The sequence below is a fragment of the Bradyrhizobium sp. 199 genome (genome assembly GCF_023073355.1).
Taxonomy (GTDB): Bacteria; Pseudomonadota; Alphaproteobacteria; order Rhizobiales; family Xanthobacteraceae; genus Bradyrhizobium.
This window is the reverse complement of the sequence record NZ_JADPJI010000005.1, coordinates 2,418,410-2,437,286: the sequence shown is the minus strand read 5'-3', so window position 1 is coordinate 2,437,286 and position 18,877 is coordinate 2,418,410. Positions and strand designations below refer to the sequence as shown.

Sequence of the window (18,877 nt, the reverse complement as noted above, 5' to 3'; positions counted from 1 at the left end):
AGTAGAAATGGCCCCGTCCTGCGGGGCCATTCATCAAAAGTAGCATGTGGATCGTTCTGAAACCGCCGCGCGGCGCGGTGGCCGCGGCAAAGTGCGGCTTATAGGCCGAAACGCGGCAGATCGCCGTTGTGGTTCGAAATTTCGGCGCTCGCCATCAGCAGGCTATCGATCGTCGCCATCAGCCGGGCGAACAGCGAGGAGGACGGGGCGAGAAAAACGGAAGCGGTCTTGGACATCGGGAATCCCTTTCTTGAGACGGTCAGCCTTGCTGTCTCATTTCTGAGGGCAACCTATGTATGCCAGATGCCAATGTCTACGATCTTGTTTGCATAGCAGCATTAAGCCTCTCGCATTGCAGCATAAATATTAGGTTAAAGGGCCATTCCGGACATAAAGTTGCCCGTCCCCGCGGCTTGGCCGGGTCTTTCTTTCCCGAGAGCGCAGAAGGCGGGCTGCACCATGCGAGAATTTCGCAGGGGAAGACCCAGTTCTGGCCGCACCGCTAAGCGCGGTCTTGGCACGCACATGCAAAGCCGCTAGTGGTCCGCCCCCTCATCCAATCAACCATCAGAGTGGTTCATGTCGAGCGCCTCGCCCGCCGTCTCGATCGGCATCGATTTTGGGACCAGCAATACCGTCGTCGCCATCGCGGCGGACGACCGCCGGGTCGAAGCCATCCGTTTCGACCATGGCGGACAGCGCCACAGCGTCTACGTGTCTGCGCTGTGCTTCTGGGAGGATCGGCCGGGCGCCGGCGCCCAGGCCGAGGGCGGCCCGTGGGCGATCGAGCAGTTCCTCGAAGGCCGCCACGTCTACCGCTTCCTCCAGTCGTTCAAGACGTTTGCTGCGAGCAGCAGCTTCAACACCACGCAGGTTTTCCGGCAGCGTTTCAAGTTCGAGGACATCCTGGCGGCGTTCCTGCGGACGCTGGCGCGCCATGGCGGCGACAAATTCGGCTTTGAGACGTCGACCATCACGGTCGGCCGCCCCGTGCGCTTTGCCGGCGGCAATCCCGACGAGGCGCTGGCGATGCAGCGCTACCGCGCCGCGTTCGAGCGCTTGGGTGCCGGCCACGCCCGCTATGTCTACGAGCCCGTGGGCGCGGCGTTCTCCTTTGCCCGAAGGCTCGAGCGCGATGCCACCGTGCTGGTCGCGGATTTCGGCGGCGGCACCAGCGATTTCTCGGTGATGCGTTTTTCCCGCGCGGGCGGCCATCTGCGGGCCGAGCCGCTCGGCCACGCCGGCATCGGCATCGCCGGCGACACGTTCGATTATCGCATCGTCGATCACGTGGTCTCGCCGCGGCTCGGCAAAGGTTCCAGCTTTCGCTCGTTCGACAAGGTGCTGCCGATCCCCAGCGGCCATTACACCAACCTCGCTCGCTGGCATCAGTTGGCGATGATGAAGAGCAATGGCGATCTGCGCGAGCTGCGGGAGCTTGCGCGCACCGCGCTGAAGCCGGAGCGGCTCGAGGATTTCATCACCATCGTCGATCTCGATCTCGGCTTCTCGCTGTACCGCGCGGTATCCGATGCCAAGGTGGCGCTGTCGGCGCAGGAGGAAGTCGACTTTCGCTTCAGAGGCGGCGGGGTCGAGATCGGCGCGGCCATCACACGGAAGAATTTCGAATCCTGGATCGCCGACGACATCGCCCGGCTGGGCGCCACCGTCGACAAGGTGCTCGGCGAGGCCGGCATCACCGCGCGCGAGGTGGAGAAGGTGTTCTTGACCGGTGGCACTTCTTTTGTGCCAGCCGTCCGGAAATTGTTCGCCGAGCGGTTCGGCAACGAGCGCCTGATGTCGGGCGACCAGTTCGAGTCGATCGCCTATGGCCTAGCGCTGATCGGACACAGCCCGGATCCGGACAGATGGACCGCAGGCGGGGGGATCACGCCAAAGGCGGGGGCGTAACAGACGTTGCAAACCACTCGTGTCGGCCTCGCTTGTACCTGCATTCGTTCGGCTGCACAGGCCTCAAGAGCCTCGAAGTGAGTTGTCTCCCGGAGCGGTCCTCATTCTCTGCCATTGTGACGAGCTCTTGCGACGAAGCAATCCAGGCTATTGCCCGGAGGTCTCCTGGATTGCTTCGCGGAGCCTGTCATCGGGCCGCGCTTCTTCCTCGCTATTGGTTGATCTCGGGCTCGACGAGCTTCGCCAGATTGCGCAGCGATTCCTGCCAGCCGAGATAACAGGCCTCCGGCGGGATGACGTCGGGGATGCCGGCCTGCGTGATGTCGATCTCGGTGCCGACCGAGACCTTCTTCAGGATCACGGTGACCTGGATCTCACCCGGCAGATTGGGATCCTCGAACTTGTCGGTGTAGCGAAGACGTTCGCCCGGCACGAGCTCGAGATATTCGCCGCCGAACGAATGGCTGTTGCCCGTCGTGAAATTCCGGAACGACATCTTGAATGTGCCGCCCACCTTGGGCTCGAAATGGTGCACGGTGCAGGTGAAGCCGTTCGGCGGAAGCCATTTCGCCATAGCATCGGCCTCCAGGAAGGCGCGATAGACCTTCTCCGGGCTGGTGGCGAGAACGCGGTGCAGGCGGACAGTGCTGGGCATGGTTGTTATCCTCAGTGATCGATGGGCCCGAGATGCGCGTCTATGGCCCATTCATGTCACGAGGACGACCGGGGTCGCGCCGATCCGACAGGAGTGTCGAATTATTTTGTTGGACGTTTGTCTGGCCGGTTATTTAGACGGCTCGGATATCCTGCGGCGTCGGCGTGAAATCCAATCGCCGAACTCGCTGCGCTGCTCGGGGCGAACGCTCCACATCGCGAAGGCGGCCTTGTCAGTCGTGACTTGGTGACCTCCATCCCGGTTAGCAGGATCAGCCCCCAATGCGTACGCCGCACAACGGAAGCCACAATTCCGCTGCCGTTCTTCGTTCAACTCCTGCGCGAAATTAGAGGACCTCCGGTGCGCAGCGCGCTTTGGGCTTTTGCCGTCATTCTGTGCTGTCTTGCTTCGCCCGCGGAGGCTGCGGGCATTCAACTCCTTGAATCCGGCCCGGCGCTGTCGGGCGCGATCTGGTATCCGTGCGCGGCCGAGCCGACGCATGTGGCGCTTGGCAGTCTTTCGGTCGGCGCCGATTTCGACCTGAAGGGCGCGAAGGACTGTCCCGTCACCGGCGCAAAGCTGCCGCTGGTGATCTTCTCGCATGGCCGGGGCGGGTGGTTTGGCCAACACCATGACACCGTGGAGACACTGGCCGACGCCGGCTTCGTCGTCGCCGCCATCAATCATCCCGGCGACACCTATAGCGACTCATCCAGGCGCGACACTCTCTCGGTTTGGGCATCGCGTCCGGCGGACGTCGTGCGTTTGCTCGATTTCGTACTGACGGACTGGAAGGACAGGTCGGTGGTCGATCCTGCCAAGGTCGGCTTCTTCGGCTTTTCGCTCGGCGCCTCAACCGGCCTTGTGTTGATGGGGACCAAGCCGGATTTCGCGCGGGTCGCCAGCTTTTGCAAGGAAACGACTGGCGCTTGCGCAGAGCTTCACAACGGAGAGATGCCGCCCGACGCACGGCCGGATGCACGGATCCGCGCCGCAGTAATCGTCGACCCTCCACCGACCGTCCTCACGCGGGAGAATCTCGCCGCCATCCAGATCCCTTTCCAGTTCTGGCGGTCGCAATTCGGCGGTCCGGGTGTCGGCGACGGCGCGGGTACCGCGCGTGTCGCGGACAGTCTGCCGGGCAAGCCCGACATCCACGTTGTTGCGGCTGGCCACTATGCTTTCCTTGCGCCTTGTTCGGTAGAGCTTGCGGCGGCCGTCCCGCGCATCTGCACCGATGTGCCGGCGGGCTTTGACAGGGTGGCCTTCCACCGCGACTTCAACGCGGCGGTGGTGAAGTACTTTGGCGAGCAGCTTGCTGGCGGTGGTCGCTGAGTGTTTCGCGGGAGGTGAATTCGCGCAGTTGATGTCGCCTCAGACCTGGAAAATGTTCCACCGGGGTCGCAAGCGCAATTAACGCTCACCGAGCCTTGCATGTGAGGATGGTGAGGTGTACCTTGAATCCGTTCGTTCAGCCGCTGTGCCTTGTTGAATGCGCCCGCGGGCTCCTTTTCCGAAGACATCGACGAATTGAATTTTTCCTGCGTGACGATCACGCGGAACGTGCGCGCATGCGCTTTGGAGAAGACTATGACGACAGGTACTGTAAAGTGGTTCAACGGCCAAAAGGGCTTTGGATTCATTCAACCCGACGACGGCGGCAGCGATGTGTTCGTTCACATCAGCGCGGTCGAACGGGCTGGTCTTGCGGGTCTCGCGGAAGGCCAGAAGGTCAATTTCGAGGCCAAGACCGATAAGATGCGGGGCAAGGTCAGCGCCGAGAATCTCTCGCTGGCTTGAGCTCCTGGCGCCGTTTCACGGATGTACTGAAACGGCCACGCTGCCCGCTCGATCCCCGGATTGAGCGGGTTTTGTCCGTTGCGATACAGGGTGAAGGATGAGCGCCAGGAAATCGGCAGAACCGTCACCCGAAAGCATCGCGCGGTCCAACCGCCAGCGACTGGCGGCCGAAGAGGGCGCGCGCGCTACGGCGGACGCGGCAAAGCGGGCGATCGACGTTCGCAAGAACATGGCGCGGCTTCGAGAGCTGCGCGAAGCCAAGGAGGCGGCCGATGCAAATCTTCGCGCATCGTTGCCGGCGCCGACCCCGGCGAAGCGCAAGAAGAAGCTGCCGCCATAGGCGCCAATAGCGCCGACAAAATCTGCAGAGGGCCGGTCACATGCCCAAGAGTGCGGGTCGTGCCTAGAATCAAGCCGGACAACGGTGGCACAATCACGTTCTTTCTCGCGCTTGGCGCGGGACGGCAAATGTGCCGACTTGCCACTACGTTCCTGACGCAGAAGCAGGCCTTCAGCTATCTTCAAAAGAACCGAACGGAATTCGAGCGCATCGCGCGGACTCGGCTGGCCTCGGGCGAGCTCGAAGACGGGATCGTCGTGCTTTCGATGCTCTAGGTCGAAGAGGTATTGAGTTCGATGCCAGGCTTCCAGTGCGGTTGCGATCGGAAGCTGGTCAGCGCGTCCTAGTCGGAGCGGTTTCCCGGCTTGGCTTCGCGGGCCAATCGCTCCGCTTTCAACCGCTCCCGATTCTCATTGAAGGAGTTCTGGTCCTTCGCATAGTCGTTGATCGGTTTCTGAGGTTTGGCAGGCTTGAATGCCTTATTGGCTTCACGCTTGGCGCGATCAGATGATTGATCTTTCAACATTTTGCCCTCACTTTCATGAACGTTCGTGGTCCCAGCGGGACGCGACGCCTTTCCTTTCGCATGCTGCGCGCATAGGCCTCGCCCGCCAGGGAGGAGGCGCCGACTTCTTCAGCATTGGGCAGGTCTTTTGCGAGGCGTTCAGTTGCTCGCTGTCGTCGTAGCATGCCCGTATTTGACGGCACGCCGGTCGAGATGACAATAGCTGGTTGCCGCATCGGTTCCCAAAAGCCGGTCTTTATTCCGCCTTAGCTGTTTCGAGGCCGCAAGCGTGCGGATTTGGGACACAGTCCATCTCGGCGGCAACAAAAAAGGCCGCCGAAACCGGCGGCCCTTCCTCTTTCTTTGATCACTCCGCTTACTCGGCGGCCTGCTTCTGCGGCGGGTCGAGGGCGCCGGACTTGTGGATCTCGGCGACCTGGTGGTCGCTGAAGCCGAGCACGGAGCGCAGGATCTCGTCGGTGTGCTCGCCGAGCAGCGGGGAGCGCTCCACCTCGCTCGGGCTATCCGATAGCTTGATCGGGTTGCCGACCGAGATGTACTTGCCGCGGGTGGGGTGGTCGACCTCGACCACGGTGCCGGTCGCGCGCAGCGACTGGTCCTCGGCGATTTCCTTCATCGACAGGATCGGGCCGCAGGGGATGTCGTCCTTGTTGAGGATTTCCATCGCCTCGAACTTGGTCTTGGTCATCGTCCACTGCTCGATGCGGCCAAAGATCTCGTTCAGGCGCGGCAGGCGGGCGGCAGGCTTGGCGTAGTTCGGATCGGTCTTCCAGGTGGGCTCGCCGATCACGTCGCAGATCTTCTCCCAGACCGGAGCCTGGGTGATGAAGTAGATGTAGGCGTTGGGATCGGTCTCCCAGCCTTTGCACTTCAGGATGCGGCCGGGCTGGCCGCCGCCGGAGTCGTTGCCAGCGCGCGGCACGGCATCGCCGAACGGAATGCCTTCGCCGAACTGGCTGTACTCCTTGAGCGGGCCGTGGGCGAGACGCTGCTGGTCGCGCAGCTTGACGCGGGCGAGGTTGAGCACGCCGTCCTGCATTGCGGCCGTGACGCGCTGGCCCTTGCCCGAATGCGTGCGCTGATAGAGCGCGGTGACGATGCCGAGCGCCAGGTGCAGGCCGGTGCCGGAATCGCCGATCTGCGCGCCGGTGACGAGCGGCAGGCCGTCGCGGAAGCCGGTGGTCGAGGCGGCGCCGCCGGTGCACTGCGCGACGTTCTCATACACCTTGCAATCTTCGTACGGCCCCGGGCCAAAGCCCTTGATCGAGGCGACGATCATCTTCGGGTTGATCGCCTGGATCTTCTCCCAGGGGAAGCCCATGCGATCGAGCACGCCGGGGCCGAAATTCTCGACCAGCACGTCGCACTTCTTGATCAGCTCGGTGAGGACTTCCTTGCCCTTGGGATTCTTGGTGTCGAGCGTGATCGAGCGCTTGTTGTGGTTGAGCATGGTGAAATACAGGCTGTCCACGTTCGGGATGTCCTGCAGCTGACCGCGGGTGATGTCACCCACGCCCGGACGTTCCACCTTGATCACGTCGGCGCCGAACCATGCCAGCAATTGCGTGCAGGTCGGTCCTGATTGAACGTGGGTGAAGTCGAGAATGCGAACGCCCGCGAGCGCTTTGGTCATCGTGTTGCTCCGTACTCTGTGTCTGCCCCCGCAAGCCGCAGGGAATTAAGGGTTGAGGAGTGGAGGCTGAAGCGCGTTTGGCGCCTTAGCTCTTTTTGTTGGGCATGATCTTTCCGGAAAACCGCTGCGCACTTTTCCGGATCATGCCCTACTTCTTCTTCTGCAGGACGCTCTGCGGATTGAGGTTGCCGATGCGGCCGCTCTCCGAGCCTGCGGCCGGATCGATCACCGCGTTGATGAGCGTCGGCTTGCCGGAGGTCATCGCTTCGTTGACGGCGCGCTTGAGCTCGTCGGGCGAGGTCGCATTGACGCCGACGCCGCCAAAGGCTTCCATCATCTTGTCGTAGCGCGCGCCCTTGACGAATACGGTCGTCGCCGGATCCGCGTTGGCGCCGTTGACGTCGGTGCCGCGATAGATGCCGTCATTGTTGAAGATGACGACGCAGATCGGCAAATTGTAGCGGCAGATGGTCTCGACCTCCATGCCGGAGAAGCCGAAGGCCGAGTCGCCTTCCACCGCCAGCACGGGATGGCCGGTCTCGAGCGCGGCTGCGATCGCCTGGCCCATGCCGATGCCCATCACGCCCCAGGTGCCGACGTCGAGACGCTTGCGCGGCTTGTACATGTCGATGACGCCGCGGGCGAGGTCGAGCGTGTTGGCGCCCTCGTTGACGAGGATCGCCTCGGGGTACTCCTTGATGACATTCTTCAGCACGCCGAGTGCGCCGTGATAGTCCATCGGCGACTTGTTGTTCATGAGCTTCGGCGCCATCTTGGCGACGTTCTCTTCGCGCTTGGACGAAATCGCCTTGGTCCATTCGGCGGGCGGAGCGGTCCAGCCCGTTGCCATCGCCTGGTTGAAGGCGGAGACGACCGAGCCGATGTCGCCGACGACGGGCGCGACGATCTCCACGTTGGAGTCCATCTCGCGCGGCTCGATGTCGACCTGGATGAACTTCTTCGGCGCTTCACCCCAGCTCTTTCCCTTGCCGTGCGAGAGCAGCCAGTTCAGCCGGGCGCCGATCAGCATGACGACGTCGGATTCTTTCAGCACCGTCGAGCGGGCCGCGCCGGCGCACTGCGGATGGGTGTCGGCGAGAAGGCCCTTGGCCATGCTCATCGGGAGGAACGGCACGCCGCTCTTCTCGACGAAGCTCTTGATCTCCTCGTCGGCCTGCGCGTAGGCCGCGCCCTTGCCGAGGATGATGAGCGGACGCTTTGCGCTCTTCAAAACATCGAGCGCGCGCTTGACCGAAGCGGGCGAGGGGATCTGGGCGGGAGCGGCGTCGATCACCTTGACCAGTGATTTCTGGCCGGCATCGGCGCTCATGACCTGGCCGAACAGCTTTGCCGGCAGGTCGAGATAGACGCCGCCGGGACGACCCGAGACCGCGGCGCGGATCGCGCGGGCGAAACCGATGCCGATGTCCTGGGCGTGCAGCACGCGATAGGCCGCCTTGCACAGCGGCTTGGCGATCGCGAGCTGGTCCATTTCCTCATAGTCGCCCTGCTGCAGGTCGACGATCTCGCGCTCGGAGGAGCCCGAGACCAGGATCATCGGGTAGCAGTTGGTGGTGGCGTGCGCGAGCGCGGTGAGACCGTTGAGGAAGCCGGGCGCCGAAACCGTGAGGCAGACGCCGGGCTTCTTGGTGAGATAGCCGGCAATGCCCGCGGCATAACCGGCGTTCTGCTCGTGGCGGAAGGAGATCACGCGAATACCGGCGGCCTGCGCCATGCGGCCCAAATCCGTGATCGGGATGCCCGGCACATTATAGATGGTGTTGATGCCGTTCAGCTTGAGCGCGTCGATGACGAGATGAAAGCCGTCCGTCAGCTCCTGCTCGGTGCCCGGTGCCTCGGACTTGGTCGCGGTATTCAGCATGGGCCTTGTCTCCCTGGTCTCAGATAGCGGGGCGAGTTTTTCGCCCTTCTGGTGAACGTTGCTAGGTGAAGAGTTCCTGACCGTGCGCTTCGACGTAAGCGGCAAGGCCGAGGGTGTGGTCGCGGGCGCGCTTTTCCGCGAGCTCGGTGTCGCGCGCCTCCAGTGCTTCGATCATGCCGAGATGCTCGGGCAGCGAGGTCGCGGTGCGGTCCTTGCGGCCGATGGTCAGCTGGCGATAGCCGCGCACGTGCAGCAGGAGGTCGTTGGTGAGATCGACCAGCACCGGCGATTCCGACAGCGAGATCAGCGCCTGATGAAAGGCGATGTTGGCACGCGAATATTCCTCGACGTGATCCTCGGGCAGGCGATCCTTGCTGAACTCCTTGAAATAGTCGCGTAGCGCCGTGATGTCCTTCTTGCGCGCGGTGGTCGTGATGAGCCGTGCGGCCATGCTCTCCAGCGCCGCCCAGGCGCGGATCATGTCGACGATCTCGCTCTTGGTCCTTCGCACCACCATGATGCCGCGGCGTGGCACGGTCTTCACGAAACCGTCCTGCTCGAGCATCGCGATGGCTTCGCGGATCGGGGTGCGGCTGACGCCCAGGCGTTCGGATAGCGCGCGCTCGTCGAGCATCACCGGCTCGGGCGTCGAATAGATGTCCATCCTGAGGATGGCTTCTTTCAAGGCGTCATACGCCTTGTTCTTGAAGCTGCTCTCCGGGGCAATACGAACGATTGCGATATCTGCCTCGGCCATGTTCGGCAACGCCTTGGTTGGTTTCCGCAGTGACACGACGAATCTCCTCCAGTGGGAGTCGTCTTTTACAGGATATTAACGGGAAAGTTTTTGGCATACCACATGCCAGAATGTCAAGCTGGCTATTTTTTGCGGCGTTCTAAGGCATGCAGCAGCTTGACAAGTTGGCTTCTGGCATACCAAATGCCATCGCCAGCCATTTTTGATCCAAGACGGCGGAGTAAACTCAGGCTTGAGGCCGCTCCGTTCCGCCAAATGGAACAGAGCGCCGCGAATGGCAAGCATCACGGGCAGCCGCAACCACGCGCGCTTTGAAAAGAACGAACTGAGGTCAAGGGAGAACCCACATGTCCAATTCCAAAGATGCCGTCCGCAAGGTGCTTGACCTGGTCAAGGCGGACAACCGCACCAGCCTGACGGCGCCGGAAGGCAAGCTGGTCTGTGACGCCTACGGCATTCCGGTGCCGAAGGAGGGCGTGGCGAAGTCGGCCGGCGAGGCCGGCAAGATGGCCTCCTCGATGGGCTTCCCCGTCGTGATGAAGATCGTATCCCCTGACATTCTCCACAAGACCGAAGCCGGCGGCGTCATCGTCGGCCTCAAGACGGTCGACGAGGCCGAGAAGGCCTACGAGACCATCCTCGGCAATGCCAAGAAGTACAAGGCCGACGCCAAGATCGAGGGCGTTCAGGTGCAGCAGATGCTGGCCGGCGGCACCGAAGTGATCGTCGGCTCGATCACCGACGGCTCGTTCGGCAAGCTGGTCGCCTTCGGCCTCGGCGGCGTTCTGGTGGAAGTTCTCAAGGACATCACCTTCCGCCTCGCGCCTGCGACCAAGGAAGACGCGCTCTCGATGCTCGACGGCATCCAGGCGCACGAGATCCTCAAGGGCGTTCGCGGCGGCGAGCCCGTGAACCGCACGGCGCTTGCGGATGTCATCGTGAAGGTCTCGCAGCTCGTCACCGATTTCCCTGAAATCGTCGAGCTCGACCTCAACCCGGTGTTCGCGACGGCGAAGGGCGCGATCGCCGCTGACGTGCGCATCGTCGTCGACTTCGCTTACGTGCCGAAGCCGAAGCCGCGCCCGACTGAAGAGATCGTCGCGTCGATGAACCGCATCATGCAGCCGAAGGCGGTCGCCGTGGTCGGCGCCTCCGCCGAGGACGGCAAGATCGGCAACTCCGTGATGAAGAACCTCATCAACGGCGGCTACAAGGGCGACATCTATCCGATCCATCCCAAGGCCGCCGAGATCCTCGGCTACAAGGCCTACAAGAGCGTCAAGGACGTGCCGGGCGTGATCGACACCGCGGTGTTCGCGATTCCTGCGAAGTTCGTGGCCTCAGCGCTGACCGAATGCGGCGAGAAGAAAATCCCGGGCGCGGTGCTGATTCCGTCGGGCTTCGCCGAGGCCGGTGCGCCCGAACTGCAGGCCGAGATCGTGGAAGTCGGCAAGAAATACGACATCCGACTGATGGGGCCGAACATCTACGGCTTCTACTATACGCCCGCCAATCTCTGCGCGACCTTCTGCACGGCTTACGATGTCAAGGGCTCGGCCGCGCTGTCGTCCCAGTCGGGCGGCATCGGCATGGCGATCATCGGCTTCTCACGCTCGGCAAAGATGGGCGTCTCGGCGATCGTCGGCCTCGGCAACAAGTCCGACATCGATGAGGACGATCTGCTCGCCTTCTTCGAGCAGGACCCGAACACCTCGATCATTGCCCAGCATTGCGAAGACCTCAAGGACGGCCGCGCCTTTGCCGAAGCCGCAAAGCGCGTCTCCAAGAAGAAGCCGGTCGTCGTGCTCAAGGCCGGCCGCACCTCTGCCGGCGCGAAGGCGGCGTCCTCGCATACCGGCGCGCTCGCCGGCAACGACAAGATCTACGAGGACGTCCTGGCGCAGTCCGGCGTGATCCGGGCTCGCTCGCTGCGGCAGCTGCTCGAATTCGCCCGCGGCGTGCCGGTGCTGCCGACGCCGAAGGGCGAGAACGTGCTGATCATCACCGGTGCCGGCGGCTCCGGCGTGCTGCTGTCGGATTCCTGCGTCGACAACGGCCTGTCGCTGATGTCGATGCCGCCGGATCTGGATGCGGCTTTCCGCAAGTTCATCCCGCCGTTTGGAGCGGCCGGAAATCCTGTGGATATCACCGGCGGCGAGCCGCCGATCACCTACGTCAACACGGTGAAGCTCGGGCTCTCCGACGAACGCATCCATTCGTTGATCCTCGGCTACTGGCACACCATTGTCACCCCGCCGATGGTGTTCGCCCGCAATATGGTCGAGGTGAAGAAGGAGATGGAGGCCAAGGGTTTTGTGAAGCCGATCGTGGCGTCACTGGCCGGCGACGTCGAGGTCGAGGAGGCTGCCGAATATCTGTACCAGAACGGCATCCCGGCCTATGCCTATTCGACCGAACTGCCGGTCGAGGTCCTCGGCGCCAAGTACAAGTGGGCGCGCGGGGCAGGGCTGCTCTGAGCGTTATCGCTCCTGTCATCCCGGGGCGATGCAACGGGACCGCGCAAGCGCGGCCCGGAGCATCGAACCCGGGATCTCGAGATTCCCCGGTGCGCAATTGCGCACCTGAGGTCTGGTACGCCAGGCCCGCGCTACGCGCAGTCCCGGCGCACCAATCCGGAATGACGGACGCACAAGCGGCAGGCCGCGATGAGCAGGAACGTGATCCGGCGTAAATCTCTCGAGCCTAGGTCGGCATCGGACGCCGACCACGAGGCGCGTGACGGCGGCGTGCAGTCTGTCGACCGCGCGCTGTCGATCCTCGAAACGCTGGCCGAGGACGACGAGGGCTACCGCCTCAGCGATCTTGCCGTCCGCACCGGCCTGTCGGCCTCGACCGTGCACCGCCTGCTGGCAACGCTGGAAAGCCGCCGGTTCGTGCAGTTCGACCGCGCCGAATCCAAATGGCATGTCGGCGTGCGCAGCTTCACCGTCGGCGCGAGCTTTGCCCGGCGGCGTAACTTCTCCGCACAGGCCATTCCCTATTTGCGCAAGCTGCGGGATCTCACCCGCGAGACCGCCAATCTCGCCGTCGTCGACGACGAGTTCATCATCGTCCTGACCCGGATGGAGAGCCGCGAGATCATGCGCTCGCTAACCAAGGTCGGCGGCCGCGTGCCCATGGTGACCTCCGGCGTCGGCAAGGCGGTGCTCGCGACCTATTCCGACGAGGACGTCAGCGCCGTCATCCGGCACCACGGCATGCCCAGGTTGACCGAGAAGTCGATCGTGCGGCCGAGCGATCTGTTCAGGGAGCTTGGAAAGATCCGCAAGGAGGGCTTTGCGATCGACGATGAGGAGGCACAGATCGGCCTGCGTTGCGTGGCTGCCGTGGTATACAACGCCTTGGCCGAACCGCTGGCCGCGATCTCCGTATCCGGCATGACCAGCCGGGTCACCGACGAGCGATTGCCGGAAATCGGACAAATCGTGCGGGACGTCGCCGCCGAACTGACGGCTGCGCTTGGCGGGACGATGCCGACGCCGCGCTAGCCGCGAGCCCGGGGATGTCACTGGACAGCATCGGCTGTTTTGGCTGATATGCGACCAAACGACACAATGCGGCAAACGTCCGCATGAGCCTGGAGATGCCCATGTATCGATTTCCCGCGCGCCTTGTCGGCGCGGCCGTCGCGCTGACCCTTGCGGCAGCGACGCCTTCCCTTGCCCAGCAGATGGAGCTCAAGCTGATGGCGCCGGCCGCGCCCGGCGGCGGCTGGGACCAGACCGCGCGCTCGATGCAGCAGGCGCTGGTGGCTTCGGGCGTTGCGCGCAGCGTGCAGGTCACCAACGTACCCGGCGCCGGCGGCAGCGTCGGCATCGCGCAGTTCGTCAACGGCGCCAAGGGCGATGGCAACCAGATGATGGTCAACGGCTTCGTCATGGTGGGCGCGCTCGCCATGAACAAGTCGCCGGTGACGCTGGAGCAGGTGACGCCGATCGCGCGGCTCACCGAGGAAATCCAGGTGATCGTGGTTCCCGCGAATTCGCCGATCAAGACCGCGCAAGATCTCGCCACCGCGGTGAAGGCCGATATCGCCAAGGTGACCTTCGCCGGAGGCTCGGCCGGCGGCGTCGACCATGTGATGGCGGCGCTGTTCGCTGGCGCCGTCGGCGCCGACGCCAAGAAGATCAACTACATCCCGTTCTCCGGCGGCGGCGAGTCGCTCGCCGCGATCCTCGGCGGCAAGGTCACCGCGGGCATTTCGGGTCTCAGCGAATATGAAGGGCAGATCAAGTCCGGCAAGCTGCGCGCGATCGGCGTGACTTCGGAGAAGCGCATCCCGGGGAGCGACATCCCGACCTTTAAGGAGCAGGGCATCGACCTCGTGATCGCCAATTGGCGCTCGGTGGTCGCGCCTCCCGGCATCACGCCTGAGCAACGCAAGACCTTGAGCGATGCGGTCGAGAAGATGGTGAAGTCGGACGCCTGGAAGGAGATCCTCAAGCAGAAGGGCTGGGAGGATGCCTATCTCGGCGGTGACGCCTTCGCCGACTTCCTGAAGAAGGAAACGGTGCGCGTCACCGACGTGCTGAAATCGGTCGGCCTCGTCAAATCATGACCTCAGGCGATCCCGCCCAGCCGCCGCGGCGCGTCGATCGCGCCGGCATCATCATCGCCGCCTTGCTCGCGGCGCTCGCCGCGGTGCTGGTCTTTGACGCGCGCGGCCTGCAATCCACCGCGATGTACGGCATGGGGCCGGAGGCGATGCCGGTCGTGATCGCCATCGGCCTGGCGCTGCTCGCGATCGGCAATTTCGTCGATGCGCTGCGCGGCAATCTGCCCGCCCGCGAGAGTTCCGATCCCGTGCCGGTGGTCTTGATCTTGATTGGTCTTGCGCTGCTGATTGCCATCATCGGCTTCGGCGGCGGCTTCATCCTGGCGACGTCGGCGCTGTTCGTGACGACGTCGGCGGCGTTCGGACGACGTGCCGTCCTTGTCGACAGCATCATCGCGCTGGTGATGTCGACCCTGATCTATCTCGCATTCGACCGCCTGCTGACGCTGAGCCTTCCGGCCGGACCTCTGGAGCGACTGCTGTGATGGACACTTTTGCGGCGCTGGCCCACGGAATGGCTGTCGCCATCCAGCCGATGAATCTGCTTTACGCGCTGATCGGCGTGTTTCTCGGTACGGCCGTGGGCGTGCTGCCCGGTATCGGTCCGGCGCTGACGGTCGCGCTGCTATTGCCTGTCACCTACAAGCTCGACCCCGGCGGCTCGCTGATCATGTTCGCCGGCATCTACTATGGCGGCATGTATGGCGGCTCGACCACCGCGATCCTGATCAACACGCCCGGCGAGAGCGCCTCGATGGCGACCGCGCTGGAAGGCAACAAGATGGCCAAGGCCGGCCGCGGCGGGCCGGCGCTGGCGACATCCGCGATCGGCTCTTTCGTCGCCGGCACCATCGCCACCATCGGTCTCGCCTTTCTCGCGCCCTGGCTGGTCGATTTCGCTGTGCGCTTCGGCCCCGAGGACTATTTCGCGCTGATGTGCGTCGCCTTCGTCACGGTGTCGGCGACGTTCGGGGATTCCCCTATCCGCGGCCTGACCAGCCTGTTCATCGGACTGACGCTCGGCCTCGTCGGCATCGACAAGCTGACCGGTCAGGCGCGGCTTGCGTTCGGCGTGCCCGAGCTGCTCGACGGCGTCGAGGTGACGACGCTCGCAGTCGGCCTGTTCGCGTTGGGCGAGGCGCTCTACGTCGCATCGCGCCGCCACCACAGCGAGGAGAAGCTCGAGCCGGTGCGCGGCTCGCTATGGATGACAAAGGAAGACTGGAAGCGCTCGTGGAAGCCGTGGCTACGCGGCACGATGTTCGGCTTTCCGATCGGCGCGCTGCCGGCCGGCGGCGCAGAGATCCCGACCTTCCTGTCCTATTCGACCGAGAAGCGGCTGACGAAATATCCCGAAGAGTTCGGCAAAGGCGCGATCGAGGGCGTGGCGGGGCCGGAAGCGGCCAACAACGCCTCCGCCGCCGGCACGCTGGTGCCGCTGCTCACGCTCGGCCTGCCGACCTCGGCGACGGCCGCGATGATGCTGGCGGGTTTTCAGCAATACGGCCTCAACCCGGGGCCGCTGCTGTTCGCCGAACGGCCTGACCTCGTGTGGGGCCTGATCGCCAGCCTGTTCATCGCCAACGTCATGCTGCTGGTGCTCAACCTGCCGCTGGTCGGCCTGTGGGTGAAATTGCTCGCGATCCCGCAACCGTGGCTCTACGCCGGCATCCTCGTGTTCGCGACCATGGGCACCATCGCCGCAAAGCCATCGGTGGTCGAGCTGTCGATGCTGGCGGGCTTCGGCGTGCTCGGGTTCCTGATGCGCCGGTTCGATTTTCCGATCGCGCCGGTGGTCGTAGGCCTGATCCTCGGCCCGATCGCGGAGAGCCAGTTGCGCCGCGCGCTGGCGATCAGCCTCGGCGATCCCATGACGCTGCTCCAAAGCCCGATCTCGGCGACGCTGCTCGGCATCGCGCTGGTTGCGCTATTGGCCCCCTTTGTGCTGAAGGGGATGGGACGCTTCAAGGCGAACGAGGACTAGACTAGCGCTCCCGACGCACTTGTCTTCTCGTGTCGCGTCCACTGGTGGGGAATTGTCATGCCTTCTGAGCTCCGCTCGCCCCGTCTCGCGGTTCTGATCGATGCCGACAATGCCTCCGCGAAGATCGCGGACGGACTGTTCGAGGAGATTGCCAAGATCGGCGAGGCCAGCGTCCGCCGCATCTATGGCGACTTCTCCAACGCGCGATCCAGGGGCTGGGCCGACATCCTGTCGAAGCACGCCATCATCCCGCAGCAGCAGTTCGCTTACACGACGGGAAAGAACGCCTCCGACATCACGCTGGTCATCGATGCGATGGACCTGCTTCACAGCGGCCGGTTCGACGGATTTTGCCTGGTGTCGTCCGACAGCGACTTTACCCGTCTCGCCGCCCGGATCCGGGAGCAGGGCATCGACGTCTTTGGGTTCGGCGAACAGAAGACGCCGGAGAGCTTCCGCCAGGCCTGCCGCAGATTCGTTTACACCGAGAACCTCCTTGCCGGAGCGGCGAATACGCAGGACGCCACCTCGAGGTCGGCGCCGCTTCAGCCGCCCGATGCGGCCACGCCCATCATCAAGAAGGTCATCACCCAGATGGAGAGCGAGGACGGCTGGGTCGCGCTCGGCGAAGTCGGCCGGCAGCTTGCCAATCTCGCGTCCGATTTCGATCCGAGGACTTACGGCTTCCGGAAGCTGAGCGATCTCGTGCGGAAGACAAACTCCTTCGAGATTGATGAGCAAAAAGGGCGGTCAATGCGGATTCGGGTCAAGCCCGCTGCCGCACCGACTTCGAGAGCGCGGAACTCGCGCAGGAGGGCAGCAACAGCAGGCGGTTCGACGCCTAAAGCGTAAGCACGGCGTGCTGCTATATTTGAGCTTGCCCGGTCTGGCGCACGGCGTAACCATCGCTGGGCCGCAACGCCACGGGAGGGTCCCGATGACCAGACTTACCCGCTTTGCCGTCGAGCCGCTGCACGCGATGACCCGGCGTCTGGCCGATGTGGCCTCCGCGCGCCTCGCGCCCGATCTCGTCGTCACGGGCGCGAGGGTGCTCTCGACCTATTCGGAGCGCATCCATCCCGGTCGGGAAATATGGATCACCGCCGGCCGCATCGCTGCGGTGAAGCCTGCCGGCGCGGCGAAAAAGGCCTGGAAAGATGTCGCGATTTACGACGCCGCCGGCGGCATCATCGCGCCCGGCCTCGTCGATCCGCACATCCACATCGAATCCTCGATGGTGACGGCCTGCGCCTACGCGGAAGCTGCGCTGCTCAACGGCACCACCGCGATCTTCTGCGACAGCCACGAGATCGGCAACGTCATGGACGTCGCCGGCGTTGAGGCAATGCTGGAGGACGCGCGGCAAGCGCCGCTGTCGATCTTCCTGACGGTGCCGAGCACGGTGCCGGCGACCTCGGCGGAACTGGAGACGGCGGGGGGCGACCTCACGCCGGACAAGATCGCCGGCCTGTTCGATCGCTGGCCAGAGGCTGTCGCGCTGGGCGAGAAGATGGACTTTGTGCCCGTTGCGATGGGCGACGAGCGTAGTCACGCCATCCTTGCGGCCGCCCTGAAGCGTGGCCGTCCTGTCTCTGGCCACGTCTACGGCCGCGAATTTGTTGCGGCCTATGCGGCATCCGGCGTGACCGACACCCATGAGGCGATCGACCGCGACATTGCCGACGACCTGCTCGACGCCGGCGTCTGGGTGTTTCTGCGTGGCGGTCCGCCGACGACGCCCTGGCACTCGCTGCCGCAGGCGATCCGCACGATCACTGAGCTCGGGGCCTCGCACAAGCGCACGGCGGTGTGCACCGACGATCGCGATGCCGACGATCTCCTGCTGTTCGGTCTCGACTGGGTGGTGCGTGAAGCCGTGAAAGCCGGCATGTCGCCGGAGCAGGCTTGGTCAATGGGCTCGCTGCACGGCGCCACCCGCTTCGGCATGGATGGCGACATCGGCGGGCTTGGCGGCGGTCGCCGCGCCGATCTCGTGCTGATGGACGATCAGCTCAAGCCGCAATGCACCTGGTATGGCGGCGAGCTCGTGGTCGAGCGCGGCAAGATCACGCCGCTGCTCGATCAGGCGCTGTCGCAGCGCTATCAGTATCCGAAGGCGGCTTATGCGACGGTCAAGCTGCCAGAGAAGATGAAGCTGACGCCGGAGCTTCCGTCAAAGGCCTGCACGGTCAACGCGATCAAGACGGCGCTGCCGGGCATCACGCTGATCCACGAGAAGGTCGCGATCGAGCCGGTAAAGGACTGGCCGTCGCTGTTCGCACGCTACCGCCTGTGCTTCGTCACGGTGGTCGAGCGTCACGGAAAATCGGCGGGCAACGTCGCCCACGGCCTGCTGAAGGATTTTGGCCTCAAGCGCGGCGCGGTCGCCTCCAGCGTGGGACACGATAGTCACAACCTCATCGTCGCTGGCACCAACGAGGGCGACATGCAGGTGGCGATATCGGCCATCAAGGCACAGCAGGGCGGCGTCTGCGTCGTCGCCGACGACCAGGTGAGGGCGCTCGTCCCGCTGCCGATCGCGGGCCTGCTGTCCGACAAGCGCGTCACCGAGGTGGCCGAACAGGTCAAGGTGCTGAAGAAGGAATGGGCCGAGGCCGGCTGCACCATCCCTTACATGGGCTTCAATTTGATTCCCCTATCGGTCATTCCGGAAATTCGCATCACCGACAAGGGCCTCGTGCTGGTCCCGCAGATGCAGCTGGCGCCGCTGTTCGAGTGACCTGCTTTCACGTGCATCTCGATCTAACCTATTGAGACGGCCACGTTTTTCCTGCGGCTGCCGCATCGTGGAA

Annotated in this window: 18 protein-coding genes; 12 read left to right on the top strand and 6 right to left on the bottom strand. The window is 63.9% G+C overall.

Translation table 11 applies throughout. The features are described 5' to 3' along the window. Positions 1-98: 98 nt before the first annotated feature. On the bottom strand, positions 99-236 hold the full coding sequence (locus IVB28_RS20365; RefSeq protein WP_247528444.1) for a hypothetical protein: 138 nt from the start codon (positions 234-236) through the stop codon (positions 99-101). Positions 237-579: 343 nt separating this feature from the next. Between IVB28_RS20365 and IVB28_RS20360 the strand changes: the two genes are divergently transcribed. Next, positions 580-1,911, top strand: a complete 1,332-nt coding sequence (locus tag IVB28_RS20360) for an Hsp70 family protein (protein ID WP_247528442.1) — start codon at positions 580-582, stop codon at positions 1,909-1,911. A gap of 211 nt (positions 1,912-2,122) precedes the next feature. Here the strand turns inward: IVB28_RS20360 and IVB28_RS20355 are convergent, their stop codons facing one another. Continuing rightward, entirely contained in the window at positions 2,123-2,566 is a 444-nt protein-coding gene (locus IVB28_RS20355; RefSeq protein WP_247528440.1) for an SRPBCC family protein, read from the bottom strand. Positions 2,567-2,812: 246 nt separating this feature from the next. On the opposite strand from IVB28_RS20355, the gene IVB28_RS20350 reads away from it, so the two are divergent. The 4 genes from IVB28_RS20350 to IVB28_RS20335 all read left to right on the top strand — a co-directional run bounded on the left by IVB28_RS20350 (position 2,813) and on the right by IVB28_RS20335 (position 4,981). Next, entirely contained in the window at positions 2,813-3,901 is a 1,089-nt protein-coding gene (locus IVB28_RS20350; RefSeq protein ID WP_247528617.1) for an alpha/beta fold hydrolase, read from the top strand. Positions 3,902-4,156: 255 nt separating this feature from the next. After that, positions 4,157-4,366 (top strand): cold-shock protein, encoded by a 210-nt coding sequence (locus IVB28_RS20345; protein WP_091953905.1) that lies wholly within the window; start codon positions 4,157-4,159, stop codon positions 4,364-4,366. A gap of 97 nt (positions 4,367-4,463) precedes the next feature. After that, a complete protein-coding gene (locus IVB28_RS20340; RefSeq protein ID WP_247528438.1) occupies positions 4,464-4,706 on the top strand; it encodes a transcriptional regulator in 243 nt (80 codons plus the stop codon). Between the two features lie 50 nt (positions 4,707-4,756). Next, the gene (locus IVB28_RS20335; RefSeq protein ID WP_247528436.1) at positions 4,757-4,981 is read left to right on the top strand and encodes a hypothetical protein; all 225 of its coding nucleotides are present in this window, start codon (positions 4,757-4,759) and stop codon (positions 4,979-4,981) included. A gap of 68 nt (positions 4,982-5,049) precedes the next feature. Here IVB28_RS20335 and IVB28_RS20330 read toward each other — a convergent pair whose 3' ends face one another. The 4 genes from IVB28_RS20330 to IVB28_RS20315 all read right to left on the bottom strand — a co-directional run bounded on the left by IVB28_RS20330 (position 5,050) and on the right by IVB28_RS20315 (position 9,504). Continuing rightward, positions 5,050-5,232: a hypothetical protein gene (locus tag IVB28_RS20330; protein ID WP_247528434.1), complete on the bottom strand. Its 183-nt coding sequence runs from the start codon at positions 5,230-5,232 to the stop codon at positions 5,050-5,052. A gap of 355 nt (positions 5,233-5,587) precedes the next feature. Continuing rightward, positions 5,588-6,865: a formyl-CoA transferase gene (gene frc, locus IVB28_RS20325; protein WP_247528432.1), complete on the bottom strand. Its 1,278-nt coding sequence runs from the start codon at positions 6,863-6,865 to the stop codon at positions 5,588-5,590. A gap of 148 nt (positions 6,866-7,013) precedes the next feature. Then, a complete protein-coding gene (oxc, locus tag IVB28_RS20320; RefSeq protein WP_247528431.1) occupies positions 7,014-8,747 on the bottom strand; it encodes an oxalyl-CoA decarboxylase in 1,734 nt (577 codons plus the stop codon). A gap of 61 nt (positions 8,748-8,808) precedes the next feature. Then, entirely contained in the window at positions 8,809-9,504 is a 696-nt protein-coding gene (locus IVB28_RS20315) for a GntR family transcriptional regulator (RefSeq protein WP_247528616.1), read from the bottom strand. A gap of 347 nt (positions 9,505-9,851) precedes the next feature. On the opposite strand from IVB28_RS20315, the gene IVB28_RS20310 reads away from it, so the two are divergent. From IVB28_RS20310 to IVB28_RS20280, 7 genes are all read left to right on the top strand, one after another. Further along, entirely contained in the window at positions 9,852-11,981 is a 2,130-nt protein-coding gene (locus IVB28_RS20310; protein WP_247528429.1) for an acetate--CoA ligase family protein, read from the top strand. Between the two features lie 189 nt (positions 11,982-12,170). Beyond that, complete coding sequence (locus IVB28_RS20305) at positions 12,171-13,013, top strand: IclR family transcriptional regulator (protein ID WP_247528427.1); 843 nt, start codon at positions 12,171-12,173, stop codon at positions 13,011-13,013. 101 nt (positions 13,014-13,114) lie between these two features. Continuing rightward, the gene (locus IVB28_RS20300) at positions 13,115-14,083 is read left to right on the top strand and encodes a tripartite tricarboxylate transporter substrate-binding protein (protein WP_247528426.1); all 969 of its coding nucleotides are present in this window, start codon (positions 13,115-13,117) and stop codon (positions 14,081-14,083) included. Next, the gene (locus tag IVB28_RS20295; protein ID WP_247528425.1) at positions 14,080-14,565 is read left to right on the top strand and encodes a tripartite tricarboxylate transporter TctB family protein; all 486 of its coding nucleotides are present in this window, start codon (positions 14,080-14,082) and stop codon (positions 14,563-14,565) included. Before IVB28_RS20300 ends, IVB28_RS20295 begins: the two co-directional genes overlap by 4 nt. Further along, complete coding sequence (locus tag IVB28_RS20290; RefSeq protein WP_247528424.1) at positions 14,565-16,064, top strand: tripartite tricarboxylate transporter permease; 1,500 nt, start codon at positions 14,565-14,567, stop codon at positions 16,062-16,064. Before IVB28_RS20295 ends, IVB28_RS20290 begins: the two co-directional genes overlap by 1 nt. A 57-nt stretch (positions 16,065-16,121) precedes the next feature. Beyond that, positions 16,122-16,916: an NYN domain-containing protein gene (locus tag IVB28_RS20285; RefSeq protein WP_247528423.1), complete on the top strand. Its 795-nt coding sequence runs from the start codon at positions 16,122-16,124 to the stop codon at positions 16,914-16,916. Positions 16,917-17,001: 85 nt separating this feature from the next. After that, entirely contained in the window at positions 17,002-18,804 is a 1,803-nt protein-coding gene (locus IVB28_RS20280) for an adenine deaminase C-terminal domain-containing protein (RefSeq protein WP_247528422.1), read from the top strand. The last annotated feature ends 73 nt before the right edge of the window (positions 18,805-18,877 follow it).

Bases quoted from the DNA above. Each gene is read 5' to 3' on its own strand.
- IVB28_RS20365 (WP_247528444.1), bottom strand. From the start codon at position 236: ATGTCCAAGACCGCTTCCGTTTTTCTCGCCCCGTCCTCCTCGCTGTTC.
- IVB28_RS20360 (WP_247528442.1), top strand. From the start codon at position 580: ATGTCGAGCGCCTCGCCCGCCGTCTCGATCGGCATCGATTTTGGGACC.
- IVB28_RS20355 (WP_247528440.1), bottom strand. From the start codon at position 2,566: ATGCCCAGCACTGTCCGCCTGCACCGCGTTCTCGCCACCAGCCCGGAG.
- IVB28_RS20345 (WP_091953905.1), top strand. From the start codon at position 4,157: ATGACGACAGGTACTGTAAAGTGGTTCAACGGCCAAAAGGGCTTTGGA.
- IVB28_RS20340 (WP_247528438.1), top strand. From the start codon at position 4,464: ATGAGCGCCAGGAAATCGGCAGAACCGTCACCCGAAAGCATCGCGCGG.
- IVB28_RS20330 (WP_247528434.1), bottom strand. From the start codon at position 5,232: ATGTTGAAAGATCAATCATCTGATCGCGCCAAGCGTGAAGCCAATAAG.
- frc (WP_247528432.1), bottom strand. From the start codon at position 6,865: ATGACCAAAGCGCTCGCGGGCGTTCGCATTCTCGACTTCACCCACGTT.
- oxc (WP_247528431.1), bottom strand. From the start codon at position 8,747: ATGCTGAATACCGCGACCAAGTCCGAGGCACCGGGCACCGAGCAGGAG.
- IVB28_RS20315 (WP_247528616.1), bottom strand. From the start codon at position 9,504: ATGGCCGAGGCAGATATCGCAATCGTTCGTATTGCCCCGGAGAGCAGC.
- IVB28_RS20310 (WP_247528429.1), top strand. From the start codon at position 9,852: ATGTCCAATTCCAAAGATGCCGTCCGCAAGGTGCTTGACCTGGTCAAG.
- IVB28_RS20305 (WP_247528427.1), top strand. From the start codon at position 12,171: ATGAGCAGGAACGTGATCCGGCGTAAATCTCTCGAGCCTAGGTCGGCA.
- IVB28_RS20300 (WP_247528426.1), top strand. From the start codon at position 13,115: ATGTATCGATTTCCCGCGCGCCTTGTCGGCGCGGCCGTCGCGCTGACC.
- IVB28_RS20295 (WP_247528425.1), top strand. From the start codon at position 14,080: ATGACCTCAGGCGATCCCGCCCAGCCGCCGCGGCGCGTCGATCGCGCC.
- IVB28_RS20290 (WP_247528424.1), top strand. From the start codon at position 14,565: ATGGACACTTTTGCGGCGCTGGCCCACGGAATGGCTGTCGCCATCCAG.
- IVB28_RS20285 (WP_247528423.1), top strand. From the start codon at position 16,122: ATGCCTTCTGAGCTCCGCTCGCCCCGTCTCGCGGTTCTGATCGATGCC.
- IVB28_RS20280 (WP_247528422.1), top strand. From the start codon at position 17,002: ATGACCAGACTTACCCGCTTTGCCGTCGAGCCGCTGCACGCGATGACC.